Source organism: Aquimarina sp. Aq107, assembly GCF_943733665.1.
GTDB lineage: Bacteria > Bacteroidota > Bacteroidia > Flavobacteriales > Flavobacteriaceae > Aquimarina.
In genome coordinates this window covers 534,354-547,831 of record NZ_OX030782.1, presented here as the reverse complement: position 1 = coordinate 547,831, position 13,478 = coordinate 534,354, and the positions used below count along the sequence as shown (strand labels likewise).

The following is a 13,478-nucleotide window of genomic DNA, read 5'->3' as shown; positions in this document are numbered from 1 at the left end:
AAAACATGAATTATAAATACCCCGTAAAAGATTTTTTTATAGTTTCCATAATAACTTTTATCCTTATTCCTGTTTCGGGATTTGCCCAAATTTTTGAAAGAATAGAAACTATATCTGGATTGGATAATTTAAGACGTAACAATGGTGTTTCTGTAGCTGATTATGACCAAGACAATGATTTAGATATTTTTGTGGTTGCCCTTGAAAAAGATGACCCTAATAACGAAAACAGTAAAAGCAAACTATTTAGAAATAATAATGATGGAACCTTTGATGATGTAACAATAGAATCTGGTTTAGTAGGTTTTATTCCTATAAGTCAAGAAACTCCAGAATTTGACGGTCTTACAGGAGATAAATTTGGAGCATATTGGGGAGATTATGATAATGATGGTTACCCAGATATTTTTTTTACTCAATTAAATAGAATTCAACTATTTCATAATAATGGAGACGGAACTTTTACAGATGTAACCGAAATGGCTGGTTTTGAAATGAATGATTCTTGCGGTAATACAAATGCTGCTTGGTTTGATTTTGACAACGATAGTTTTTTAGATTTATTTATAAGCGACTGGAGGTTATGCTCTGGAAATAAATTATTTAAAAACAATGGAGATGGAACATTTACTAATGTAACACAAACAATGATTGCGCCAGAAGATAATTTAAGCTCTTCTCCAAGTTACACTGCTTTTCCATTTGATTTCAATGAAGATGGATGGATGGATTTATATATTGCGAACGATTTGATCAAACCTAATACTCTTTTGATAAATCAAGGAGGAACCTCATTTGTTGGCGCTGCGCAAACATATGGTTTAGCAAGTTCTTTAGATGATATGGGGATTTGTATTGGGGATATAAACAATAATGGGGATTTCGACTTCTTAATTACTGCCATATCAAAAAACGTTTTATTAACCAATAATGGGGATAACACATTTAACAACACATCGGATTCCTATGGGATTACTGGGACTGGATGGTCTTGGGGTAACAAATTTGCTGATTTTGATCTAGATGGTGATGAAGATTTATTTATTGTTAATGGCTATAATTATCCTGGATATCAAAGAGAATTTAATGTATACTTTGAGAATACTTTAAGCGAAGGAAGAGAAGAGTTCAGAGATTTTACAAGACAAGTAGGTCTGCGTGATATAGGTTATTCCACAGAAGGATTAGATTTTGATTATGATAATGATGGTGATCTAGATATTTTAGTTACCAATACAGATGCAGCCCCTTTCTTTTATGAAAATAAAATTTTAAATTTTGATCAAGAAAATCCGCTCAATTGGTTTAAAATTTCGTTAGAAGGCACAACATCAAATAGAGATGCATTTGGAACAATTCTCACCATTAAAACAAACAATGATACATTTATTAGATACCATAATGGAGTTGGGTTTTTAGGACAAAATATTAAACCAGTTCATTTTGGACTAAATGAATCTACTGAAATTCTAGAATTAATTATAAAATGGCCTTCTGGTCTTGAAGAGAGATATGAAAATTTAACCATTAATACAATAATAAAAGCAACCGAAGGTAATGGCTACCAAACTCTAAACATAAGTCCAAGTATCAAAATAAAAGGTTGTACAGACCCCAATTCTTGTAATTACAACCCTCTAGCAACAACATCTGACGGTTCTTGTGAATATCTTACATCAAGCGATATATCCGGAGAAACAAACCCTAGTTTTTTAAGTACGCAAACATATACTCTTATGGGGTCTTCAGAATCTACTTTTAATTGGGGAATTGAAGGCGGCGAACTACTTAATGGGCAAGGAACGAACTCTATATCTGTTCGTTGGGGATTAGAAACAACCGCAACAGTTAATGTCGTAGAAATATCTAATGAATGCTCTAGTAGAGAAATTACTTTAGAAATTAACTTAAATGGAAGTGACATTCCTGAAGATATTTCGGTTGCAAGATTATGGAATGAAACCTTATTATCGGCTATTAGAGGAGATTTTGCTAGACCTACTGTTCATGCGAGAAATTTATTTCATACAAGTGTTGCAATGTATGACGCCTGGGCTGTCTATGATGAAGATGCAAAGCCCTACTTAATTGGCAATACTGTTCATAATTTCGTCAGTTCCCTAGATCAGTTTTTTCCAAATGAAAACATTGAAGATTCCAGGAATAAAGCAATAAGTTACGCTGTATATCGTGTGTTAACATCTAGGTTTAGAAATTCTCCTAGTGCTTCCGTTACAAAAGAGAAATTTGATTTTTTAATGGATCAATTGGGTTATGATATTAATATTACATCCACCAATTATCAAGATGGAGATGCTGCTGCACTTGGAAATTATATTGGAGAAATTGTTTTAAGCTATGGTAATACAGATAATTCAAATGAAATTAATGAGTATGGTAATCAATTTTATTCGCCCATAAACACACCTCTAGCCCCAATAATATCAGGAAATCCTGTTTTAGAAGATCCCAATCGTTGGCAACCGCTTAGCCTAGATACATTTATTGATCAAAGTGGTAATTTAATCGAAGGAACCACACCAACCTTTTTAAGTCCAGAATGGGGTAATGTATTACCTTTTGCCTTAAACGATCAAAATAGAACTCAATATGAGCGATCAGGAAATCAATACACAGTTTATCACGATCCATCAGCTCCACCCTACTTGAATACCGAATCTAGTGAAAACTATAAATGGGGATTCTCTATGGTATCCGTTTGGGGTGCTCACTTAGATCAAAAAGATGGTGTGATGTTGGATATTTCTCCAAACTCTTTAGGAAATCAATCAATAAATTCATTTCCAACTTCATTTAACGATTTTGATACTTTCTATAATTATATTGAAGGAGGAGACCAGAGTAAAGGTTATAACTTAAACCCGTATACCAATGCCCCATATGAATCACAAATAGTTCCCAGAGGAGATTATGCTAGAGTATTAGCTGAATTTTGGGCAGATGGCCCTGACTCAGAAACTCCTCCAGGACATTGGTTTACTATTTTAAATTATATAAATGACAACCCTTTATTGATAAAAAAATTAGGAGGAGAAGGAAATGTATTAAATTCGCTGGAGTGGGATGTAAAAGCTTATTTTATATTAGGAGGAACCATGCATGATGCTGCAATTTCTGCTTGGAGCATTAAAGGATGGTATGATTATATAAGACCTATATCAGCAGTTCGTTACATGGCTAGTAAAGGACAAAGCTCAGACAGTTCATTACCAAATTATAATTTAGAGGAAGGTATTCCATTAGTGCCAGGCTATATTGAACTAGTAACTTCAGAAGATCCTCTTTCTGGAATAAATGATCAGCACGTGGATAAAATAAAATTATATACTTGGAAAGGACCCGATTATATAAGTAATCCGGAGGAAGATCAAGCAGGTGTTGGTTGGATACTAGCAGAAAATTTTTGGCCATATCAACGCCCTTCTTTTGTTACACCACCATTCGCAGGTTATGTTTCAGGTCATTCTACTTATTCTAGAGCGGCTGCAGAAACACTAACTTTGCTTACAGGAAATGAGTTTTTCCCTGGAGGATACGGTGAATTCATTGCAAAGAAAGATGAATTCCTGGTTTTTGAGCAAGGACCTTCCGTAGATATAAAGTTACAATGGGCAACTTATAGAGATGCTTCTGATCAGTGTTCATTATCTAGAATTTGGGGTGGTATTCATCCTCCAGCAGATGATTTACCTGGTAGATTTATTGGAGAAAAAATAGGAAAGGAAACGTATAATTTTGCTGTCCCATATTTCAGCGGCAAAGATTTAAGTCCAACCCCTATATTGACAGATAATATTATCTTTCCGAACCCCACAGTAAATGGCAACATCTTTGTTTCAAATACCCTCGTTGAAGATAGTTTTGAACTGTTTGATATTACTGGTAAGAAAGTTTATTTAATGGATAAACAATATGCGCCTTTTTCTAAAACAACGAGGTTAATAGTCCCACAGACAATAACTTCAGGAATTTATTTACTAAGAATTAACAACACAACCAAAAAGGTCATTATCAATAAATAAAAATCATTCTTTATTCTAAATTCAAATTATTGCAGAAAAAGCATTTTTACCTGTTGATTTTCCATTTATATTTCGATAATTCTATAAATATTAATTAAACCTAAATTTATGTGTAATTTATGACATATATTTACGACAAATAATACACATATTACATCTTATAAAAAACCCTATTGCAACATGAGAAATTTTCTTCTTTGTTTATTGCTAGTTTCCTCATACTCGTACTCACAAAATACTATAGGCGCTATTGCGAACACTGAAAAATCGCTAAATGGTTATACATTATTTTCTCCTAATTCTTCTATAATCCCTAGTAAAACTTTTTTAATTAATAATTGTGGAGAAATTGTTAATGAATGGAGTAGTAATTTCAAAGCCTGGGGTGTTGATTACATAACAGAAGATGGTGATTTATATAGTGCCCATGTTGATAACCAATCTACATTGAATATAAGAGGAAATACAGGTAGAATAGAAAAAAAGGACTGGGACAACAATTTATTATGGGGTTTAACCTACTCAGATACTGACTTTAGTTTTCACCACGATTACCTACCCTTACCTAATGGCAACATTTTAATGGTGGTTGCTTATAGAAAAACATTAGAAGAAGCAATTGCAAGTGGCAGAAACCCTTCTACATTAGATGAAGGAGAGCTTTATGATGAAAGAATAATTGAAATCCAGCCAATTGGAACAGATGGTGCACAAATTGTTTGGGAATGGAGACTATGGGATCATCTTATTCAAGATTTTGATTTTTCAAAAAACAACTTTGGTGTTCTTGCTGATCATCCAGAGTTAATTGATATCAATTTTACTGGAAGTTCTAATTCTGATGCAGATTGGCTACATATAAGTTCTATAGATTACAACAGTGAGCTTGACCAAATTCTTTTTAGCTCGCCAAGACTTAGCGAATTTTATGTTATTGATCACTCTACAACTACGGCCGAAGCAGCAACTAGCTCAGGAGGAAATAGTGGTATGGGAGGAGATATTTTATATAGATGGGGTAATCCACAAATATACGATCAAGGAACTGCTGATGATAAAAAATTATTTGGACAACATACTGTGCATTGGGTTCCGAATGGTCTTACAGATTCAGGAAAATTTATGCTTTTCAACAATGGTTCAGGAAGAGATTTTTCGTCTGTAGACATTCTTAATCCACCTGTAGACCAAAACGGAAATTATTCATATACTAGTAATACATCATTTTTACCTTCTGAGCCGGAATGGTCATATACTAACGAAAGTAATCCAGAAGAATTCTTTTCTCCGTTAATATCTTCAGCTTATCGATTAGATAATGGTAATACTTTAATAACAGAAGGCACTAAATCCAAAATATTTGAGATAAATCCTGAAAAAGAAATAGTATGGGAATATATATCTCCATATAGAAATGACATTATTTTATCACAAGGTGACACCAATACTGGTGCTGCGGCTTCTTGGATTTTTAGAGGAAAAAGATATACTTTTGATTATGTAGGGTTTACAGGAAAAGATTTAACCCCTTCTGGCTATCTTGAGCAAAATCCAATTCCTGAGAATTGTTCTCTTTTTACCACCTTATCAACAGATGAATTTGATCTTAGTGTTAATTTTGATGTATACCCGAATCCAATTGATGATGTTTTAAACGTAATTAACAAAAAAAATGTTATCTATAACGTTGAGTTGTTTACTTTAAATGGACAAAAAATAGATGCTCAACTAAACAATAACATTCTCAATACTTCTTCATTAAACTCTGGCCTATATATGTTAAGAATTAATGTTGGCAACAGTAGCTTTATCAAAAAGATTGTGAAAAAATGATCAAAAAAAAACATACTATTAGGTATGAACAAGCCATTAGCTGAAAGAATACGTCCTAAATCTCTAGAGGAATACTTGAGCCAAGAACATTTAATTGGAGACAATGGTTCTTTGACTAAACAAATAAAAAGAGGAATCATACCTTCTCTAATTCTTTGGGGCCCTCCTGGTGTGGGGAAAACTACTTTAGCTAATATTATAGCCAACGAATCGGATAGACCGTTTTATACACTAAGTGCAATTAATAGTGGAGTAAAAGAAGTAAGAGAAGTTATTGACAAAGCTAAACAAAGTGGCGGATTATTTACTTCTAAAAACCCTATACTATTTATAGATGAGATTCATCGTTTTAGCAAATCTCAGCAGGATTCTCTACTAGGAGCTGTAGAAAAAGGTTGGATCACGTTAATTGGTGCAACTACAGAGAATCCTAGTTTCGAAGTAATTCCAGCATTATTATCTCGTTGTCAGGTGTATGTTCTTAATGCTTTTGGAAAAGAGGAATTAGAAGCATTGCTAGAGAGAGCTATGCGACAAGACGAACACCTTTCATCCAAAGACATAAAACTAAACGAAACAGATGCCTTATTAAGATTAAGTGGTGGAGATGCAAGAAAACTATTAAATATTTTTGAGCTTATAGTCTCTAGTCAAGATCAAGACAAAATTGTAATAACTAATGATCTTGTTTTAAAACTTGTACAGCAAAATACTGTCAGATATGACAAAACAGGAGAACAACATTATGACATCATCTCTGCTTTTATTAAATCTGTTCGTGGTAGTGACCCGAATGCAGCGGTTTATTGGTTAGCAAGAATGATAGAAGGCGGAGAAGACCTTAAATTTCTTGCCCGTAGAATGATAATATTAGCATCTGAAGATATTGGCAATGCTAACCCAACAGCCTTAATAATGGCTAACAATACTTTTCAGGCAGTAACTACAGTTGGATATCCCGAAGCAAGAATTATTTTAAGTCAATGCGCAGTGTATCTTGCTACTTCTGCAAAAAGTAACGCTTCCTATATGGCTATTAACAAAGCGCAACAGTTAGTAAAACAAACTGGTGACTTATCCGTACCATTACACATAAGAAATGCGCCAACTAAATTAATGAAAGAATTAGGGTATGGAGAAGATTATAAATACGCGCACAATCACGAAAACAACTTTATTAAACAAGAGTTTCTTCCTGAGTCAATAGAAAACACTAAGCTCTATGAACCTGGAGATAACCAGCGAGAAAATGCATTTAGATCTTTTCTTAAATCCCGATGGGGAGAAAAATATAACTACTAATATTATTGACGAGCAAAAGTGTCCGTTATCAACCTACTAGTTGCAGGATTAACTCGATCAAGAATAAAATTTCCATACGAATCAAAATAGCCAACACCGCTTAAATCTCCTGCTCGTACTATATAATTATTATCTCTACTAGATTTATATATTTTACCAATAGAAACGGATCCATCAGCATTCTTTTTTAACAATTCAAAACCATATGTTTTTTTATCAAATGCATATATACTCTCATTATAAACATATGACAAAGATTTAGCCTTAGACAAATCTCCTTTAGAAACCTTACTTTCGGCTTTCTTAATTATCTCCTCACTATTTTTAACAATTGCATCTTTAGAAGGTAATTTATCTTTAACAACAATATCGCTTTTAGCAGGATTATTCTCCTTTTTACCATTATACTTATACTTGAGAGCTTCAATATCCTTAAAAGCATCTCTAAGAGCTTCGTGGTATGATTTTTTAAACTCTTTCTCTCTACTAGTTCCTTCTTTTGTACTGAACACGACAATCCCATTACAATCAATTAAATCGACTATCAGTTTTGTCTTTAATAATCCTGAATTTTTCCTCACATCTGCTCTTAGCCCTTTACAGCCATTCACTTTTAAATCTTCTGGCAAATCTTCTCCTCTAATAAATGCTGTAAATCCATACTTTTCAAATAAAAACTTGGTTAATGAATTTAATTGATAATCATCATTCTCCCTTAAAAAAACATAGCCTTCTGGCACTACGACATATTTATAATCATTCACAGTACTCTGCGCCGAAAAATTAATTGTAGAGAAAAAAGAAAGCCCAAAAAATAAAACACGTATTATATTCATCACATTATTACATTAAATCCTAATTGAATAGATGCCCCCCTGGCATCTGCAAGATTAGAATATTCTAAAAGATTATTTGCCGAAATATAGAAATTAATTTTGTTAATATGAGTAGACATTAAAAATCCAACATTTTTATAAGAGTAATCGTCAACTGTATAAGTAACTTTGGCTTTTAAAAAATTAGATAAACGTTTGTAATAAAATAAAGAAGCAGCGTATTGTGGTCTTTTAGGTCTAAATTGGGAAAACACTTGCAAACCAAAAGCATCTTGATAAGGAGGATCCTCGCCTTCTATAAAGCAATTACAAGTTCCATCATCATATCTATTAAAAGAATACTTAATAGAACCATTAAGTTTTAAAGGACGTAAAGCAGCATAACTAGTATTTAAAGTATCAATTGGGATCGCCTCTTCTAATTCATCTAAAATATCCTGGCCATTATTATCGGTAATTGGAGTTTCGAATCCCTCAAAAACAAAATTACCTCTCGCCTGATATGTTTCAACATCTTTAGTATAAAAAATCATCCCTAAATCCGTTGCACTACCCGTAATCGTCCATTGATCTTCTAACTTATAGGTAAATCCAACATCTATGCCAACTCCCAGATTACCTCCAAGAAATGCTCTACCTAAAAATTTATTAAGCACTTGTTTAGATCCATCCGAGTTATCTTCCGATTCGATATCCCTCAAAGAAGCATATCCCGCCGTTTGAACACTTACATCAGCGTTACTTATAACGTGTTGATATATATTATTTCCTTGTGGAGTTTCTATAGTAGTAAAAGTCCCTCTATTTTTGGTACTTCTAAAATTAAATATGCTAGAATACAATTTTGCTCTTGCACCGAAGGTAAGTTTTTTATTTACTTTTTTATTATAACCAAAATGATATACTGTGAGTAACTCTCCAGTAGCGGTTACATTAGAAAATCGAAACGGTACATTTATAAAATCTTGATTTCCTTGATACGCTAACACCGCAAAATCCTTAGGAAAATACACGATCAAGTCTAATTCCTGATATAAACCAGCCGAGTAATATAAATCTTTATTACTCTTACTTCTCCAACCAAAATTAATAACATCTAATTGTTGGGTAAATGTAAAATAATCTTTACTTGTTAATGTATTTATAGTGTTCTCTATCTTATCATTAATATCTCTACCGTCATCTGCAAAAACATCATAAATAGAGGCTCCTCTAAATCCAATATTGAAATGAATTTGTGATAAAAATGGTACTCCAGCATGATATTTAAAATTTACATCCGCACCAGGATTAAGCATTAGTGATTGCGGCAAATCTGTAAAATCATATAAGGTTTCTTTGTTCTGAGAATATCCTGAGTATCCCAATAAACCTAAGCAAAGGCATAAAAAGATTCTCATAATTCGTAATTTACATAGTAACTAGCTTTAGATCGTATATTTAAAACACCTCTTAAATCGGTATTGAGAGTTGGCACAATAATCTCTGTTGCAATTTTTTGTGCAGACGATAATTGATTTAAAGTGGCATTATCTAATACAATAGGATTAGGAACAGAGAACGATACTACAGGCTCTGTACCTTCGCCTAAACCAGCTTGTACAGGAACACTATATAATTGACCTAATGGTTGTTCACCTTCTGTTAAAAACTGAAACTGAAGCGTAAAAGATCTTTCAATTGTATTGCGAACCTCTATAGTTAACTCCACTCTATCTAAATTATCTACTGCAAAATCAGTCCCAACTAAATCGTAATTTATAGTATCTCTTAGAACATCTGGAGGAATTGTAAAATCAGTATCAGGAGGAAGTCCATCAGGAATATAATCGGACACATCAAATTCCGAATAAATAAAATCTGCTTCAATTACGGGTGTCAGAACAACATCTTCAAGTTGCTCAAAATCTAGTTCCTTAACACAAGAAACTGTTGTTAAAACTGCACTAAAAAGTAGCAACAATAAACTGGCTTTTTTTGTTTTCATCTGGGGGGAGTTGTTTAGTATTAACGAAAATATACAAATATTTATTACTAAATATATCTTTTTATTTCATTTAATTCAGAAACTTGTATCGCGGATTTCGGTAACTTTTCTTTATGATAATTAAAACATATTGCTTTAATTCCCAATGATTCTGCACCAACAATATCAGCTTCGTAATTATCTCCAATCATTAAACTATTAACAATATTCGCGCCAGAAACCCTAATTGCATGTTCAAATATTATTGGATTTGGTTTCTTAACTCCCACATCTTCACTATTTGTAACTGTTTTAAAATAATGATTGATTTCGGAGTTAGAAAGCTTAGTATTCTGCACCTCTCTAAAACCATTGGTAATGATGTGTAGTTGATATTTCGGCATTAGATATGTCAACAACTCTCTTGCACCGGTAATAAGATAATTATTCAACGGTAAAAAATCAATATAATCATCTGATAAAGCATCAATAATCTCTAAAGGAAACTTTATCTTAAAAGCTGCAAAAGCCTCTATTAAACGTCCCCTTCTAAGTTCTTTTTTTGTAACCTGTTCCTCTCTGTAGAGTTTCCAATAGCGCAAATTTATCGGTTGATAGACAGCCAAAAAATCATTAACAGGAACCGATATTTGGAATTTATCAAACATCATCTCAAAAGCTAACGTAGAGTTTTTATCAAAATCCCACAGCGTATGATCTAAGTCAAAAAATATATGATCAATCTTTTTTATCTTCATCTTGATTCCAAATAAACTCAAATATTGATTTCCAGAAGGTTTGCTCATTAAGTTCACTAAACAAGCCATTACTAAAAACGGGAATAAATAATCCGTTTACTTTTTTTATTTTATTCATATAATCTAGCAACTCTTGTTTTACTGTAAACTCATTTTCCGCCATATCAAAACTTTTAGCAGTACAACAAAATGAATGTATTACTAATGGAGTTTGCACCTCGTAATCTAAATCATAAAACATAAAAGGAGTACAAGTACCTGCTCTAAACCCTGCTTGCTCAGGATATCCCATAGAAAAATCTTCTTTTATCTCTAATTCGATAAAATTTCTATATGCTTCTGGTAGTTTTATTTTATAAAATGAACATAGAGAATACAGCATTTGTCTATTCACAATATTCTCTATTCTTGTTTTTTCTTCTTTTAATACTTCTAAATCCGAGATAGCATCATACGACACCTTAAGTCCTACCCTTACATAATCAGAAACATGCTTAACAACTTTTCGGTGTTCTGGATTACTATGACTAATGTTTTTTTCAAGGTTGGTATAATCGCCTAAACCAAAAAACATAAGACAGTCTCTTATTTTATTTTTTTGCAAATTAATTACAAAATCAAAAGTGTTGTAAGGATCTTTCTTCACCCCTAACATCACTTTAATCCTATCAGTAACATCACTTATCTTTAATTGCCATAAATCACGTAAACCTCCACCAATTGACCTTAAAATTCCTTTTTGCCAATAAGCAAAAGTTTGGTTAATATACAATATAGGATGTATTCTAAATTCTTTTTCTCGGAATTCTATATCAGAATACTTTTCTTTTAGAATATCTTTAAATTCAAACGCCCAGATATCAACCACTGGTTCTTGCAAAAAACCATGTTGGTACGCTATACTTTCTGTAGCAGCAAATCGGCCAAGCTCATCTTTTACGTGCGGAAGGTATTCCTCGTATCTTGTTAATAAGTAAAAACTAGCCGCAAAAATATCAAATGGCAATGCAGCATCAGGATGTTTAACCTGAAAGAAACATTGAGTTTCTCCCCAAGGAATCACCTGAATATCCACTTCATTAAATCCATGTTCGAAAAGTAAATCTACACTCTGAAAATAAAGTTCCTTCCCCAAGGGCTGTTTCCCATAGGAAAGTTTAGGTCCATCATGAGCTATAAAAGATTCTATCTTAGAAGTAAAGTCTACTTCCAATCCCAAAATTCGCTTACAAATATGCTTAAAAGTATAAGATACTCTAGGAGTTATTTTTTGGACATAGACTAATAACATATTCTCAATTATAGTATTGCTTCATCTGCAAAGCTAAAATACTCCTTTTCTGTTATTATCAAATGGTCTAACAATTTTATATCTAAACTAAGTCCAGCTTGTTTTAGTTTTTGGGTTAATAATTTATCAGACTGGCTCGGAGTTAATGAGCCACTAGGATGGTTATGAGCTAATATTATTGAAGTTGCATTAAACTCTAAGGCATATCTAAATACAATTCTAGGATCTACCAATGTACCGGTCTTTCCTCCTACACTTATTTGTTTCTTTTGTAATACTTTATTCGAATTATTGAGGTATAATACCCAAAACTCTTCATGTTCTAAATCTCCTATAAGAGGACTTAGTATATCAAAAACATCTTTACTTGTGCTAATCTTTGGGATAATTGGAACAATTTCTTCCTTTCTTCTTCGCCCTAACTCCAAACCTGCTACTATTGATATTGCCTTAGCTTCTCCTATACCTTTAAAACCCATCAATTGCTTAATAGATAATTTCCCTAATGAATTAATTTGATGATCAACACTTGCCAAAATTCGTTTACTTAATGCTACCGCACTTTCGTCACGGTTACCAGAACCAATCAAAATTGCTATCAACTCTGAATCAGTTAACGAATTCTTCCCTTTAACCAACAATTTCTCTCTTGGTCGATCATTTTCACTCCATTTCCTGATAGAAAATGATGAATTAAGCTCACTCATACAATTTTTTTATGCAGTTTTATTCCCTATAACTTTCAACCCATAAGTATAAACTATTTATCTCAAATACAAGATATTATTACCTGAAAAATACAAATGAAAATGAAATATCTTGTCGATATTTAAATATTCACCTTATATATATTTGTTTGAAAATGAAAGTTTTACTATATTTGACCACCCATAATCTAAAAACAAAGAATTTAACAACTTCAAATTAACCTATTTATGAAGAACATTTTTACTTTCGTATTATTATTGGCTACTATTAGTTTTTATGGACAAGACAGAAAACGTATTAGCTTTCTAAACTTAGTAGGAAACCACATACAAGTACCAAGAGGATGTCAAGCACAATCAGAATATGAACTACAGGCTTGTAATGGAACCTCTATCAAATGGGACTATTACAGTGATGATATGTTAACCGCAGTTTTTGATGCTACTATAGATGCATTTGGAGCTGATAATACTTCCAAAACAGCAGTAACTTTTACTTCTTTTGGATCTCAGCTAACAGGTTTTAAATTTAAATCAGGTACTACTTTTCAATATTTCTTAATGGGAAAAATTAAAGAGCAACCATTAATGATTAATCTTGGAACACCTCAAGATATTTCTGCCAATGGAGATTTGGAAGGTATTCTAAAACTTGTTTTTGAAAAAGTAGGTTAATACCAAACTCTTTTTATTTCATAAATATTGATTAAAAAGTTATTTAGCAATAGCTTAGTATTCTTAT

At 32.5% G+C, this 13,478-nt stretch carries 10 protein-coding genes; 4 read left to right on the top strand and 6 right to left on the bottom strand.

The features are described from left to right. The first annotated feature begins 5 nt into the window (after positions 1–5). The 3 genes from NMK29_RS02075 (at position 6) to NMK29_RS02065 (ending at position 7,178) form a co-directional block, all read left to right on the top strand. Positions 6–4,043 carry an FG-GAP-like repeat-containing protein gene (locus NMK29_RS02075; protein WP_108802978.1) on the top strand — a complete coding sequence of 1,346 codons (4,038 nt, stop codon included), beginning with the start codon at positions 6–8 and terminating at the stop codon, positions 4,041–4,043. Between the two features lie 180 nt (positions 4,044–4,223). Then, positions 4,224–5,876 carry an aryl-sulfate sulfotransferase gene (locus NMK29_RS02070; protein WP_108802977.1) on the top strand — a complete coding sequence of 551 codons (1,653 nt, stop codon included), beginning with the start codon at positions 4,224–4,226 and terminating at the stop codon, positions 5,874–5,876. Between the two features lie 24 nt (positions 5,877–5,900). Beyond that, positions 5,901–7,178 (top strand): replication-associated recombination protein A, encoded by a 1,278-nt coding sequence (locus NMK29_RS02065; RefSeq protein WP_108802976.1) that lies wholly within the window; start codon positions 5,901–5,903, stop codon positions 7,176–7,178. A gap of 2 nt (positions 7,179–7,180) precedes the next feature. Here the strand turns inward: NMK29_RS02065 and NMK29_RS02060 are convergent, their stop codons facing one another. From NMK29_RS02060 to radC, 6 genes are read right to left on the bottom strand one after another with little or no spacing between them, the layout of a single operon-like run. Then, positions 7,181–8,014 (bottom strand): hypothetical protein, encoded by an 834-nt coding sequence (locus NMK29_RS02060; protein WP_108802975.1) that lies wholly within the window; start codon positions 8,012–8,014, stop codon positions 7,181–7,183. Further along, complete coding sequence (locus tag NMK29_RS02055) at positions 8,014–9,414, bottom strand: DUF5723 family protein (protein ID WP_159092181.1); 1,401 nt, start codon at positions 9,412–9,414, stop codon at positions 8,014–8,016. Before NMK29_RS02055 ends, NMK29_RS02060 begins: the two co-directional genes overlap by 1 nt. Beyond that, positions 9,411–10,001, bottom strand: coding sequence for a hypothetical protein (locus tag NMK29_RS02050; RefSeq protein ID WP_108802973.1), 591 nt, complete (start codon positions 9,999–10,001; stop codon positions 9,411–9,413). The genes NMK29_RS02055 and NMK29_RS02050 overlap by 4 nt, the downstream gene beginning before the upstream one ends. 47 nt (positions 10,002–10,048) lie before the next feature. After that, on the bottom strand, positions 10,049–10,738 hold the full coding sequence (locus NMK29_RS02045; RefSeq protein ID WP_108802972.1) for a YjjG family noncanonical pyrimidine nucleotidase: 690 nt from the start codon (positions 10,736–10,738) through the stop codon (positions 10,049–10,051). After that, on the bottom strand, positions 10,719–12,029 hold the full coding sequence (locus NMK29_RS02040; protein ID WP_108802971.1) for a polysaccharide deacetylase family protein: 1,311 nt from the start codon (positions 12,027–12,029) through the stop codon (positions 10,719–10,721). The genes NMK29_RS02045 and NMK29_RS02040 overlap by 20 nt, the downstream gene beginning before the upstream one ends. Before the next feature lie 8 nt (positions 12,030–12,037). Further along, a complete protein-coding gene (gene radC, locus NMK29_RS02035) occupies positions 12,038–12,736 on the bottom strand; it encodes a DNA repair protein RadC (protein WP_108802970.1) in 699 nt (232 codons plus the stop codon). Between the two features lie 228 nt (positions 12,737–12,964). Here radC and NMK29_RS02030 point away from each other — a divergent pair, with 228 nt between their 5' ends. After that, positions 12,965–13,411, top strand: coding sequence for a hypothetical protein (locus NMK29_RS02030; RefSeq protein ID WP_027392568.1), 447 nt, complete (start codon positions 12,965–12,967; stop codon positions 13,409–13,411). Positions 13,412–13,478: the final 67 nt, after the last annotated feature.

Excerpts from the sequence above, each read along its gene's own strand:
- NMK29_RS02030 (WP_027392568.1), top strand. The coding sequence starts at position 12,965 with ATGAAGAACATTTTTACTTTCGTATTATTATTGGCTACTATTAGTTTT.
- NMK29_RS02075 (WP_108802978.1), top strand. The coding sequence starts at position 6 with ATGAATTATAAATACCCCGTAAAAGATTTTTTTATAGTTTCCATAATA.
- NMK29_RS02040 (WP_108802971.1), bottom strand. The coding sequence starts at position 12,029 with ATGTTATTAGTCTATGTCCAAAAAATAACTCCTAGAGTATCTTATACT.
- NMK29_RS02060 (WP_108802975.1), bottom strand. The coding sequence starts at position 8,014 with ATGAATATAATACGTGTTTTATTTTTTGGGCTTTCTTTTTTCTCTACA.
- NMK29_RS02045 (WP_108802972.1), bottom strand. The coding sequence starts at position 10,738 with ATGAAGATAAAAAAGATTGATCATATATTTTTTGACTTAGATCATACG.
- radC (WP_108802970.1), bottom strand. The coding sequence starts at position 12,736 with ATGAGTGAGCTTAATTCATCATTTTCTATCAGGAAATGGAGTGAAAAT.
- NMK29_RS02055 (WP_159092181.1), bottom strand. The coding sequence starts at position 9,414 with ATGAGAATCTTTTTATGCCTTTGCTTAGGTTTATTGGGATACTCAGGA.
- NMK29_RS02050 (WP_108802973.1), bottom strand. The coding sequence starts at position 10,001 with ATGAAAACAAAAAAAGCCAGTTTATTGTTGCTACTTTTTAGTGCAGTT.
- NMK29_RS02070 (WP_108802977.1), top strand. The coding sequence starts at position 4,224 with ATGAGAAATTTTCTTCTTTGTTTATTGCTAGTTTCCTCATACTCGTAC.
- NMK29_RS02065 (WP_108802976.1), top strand. The coding sequence starts at position 5,901 with ATGAACAAGCCATTAGCTGAAAGAATACGTCCTAAATCTCTAGAGGAA.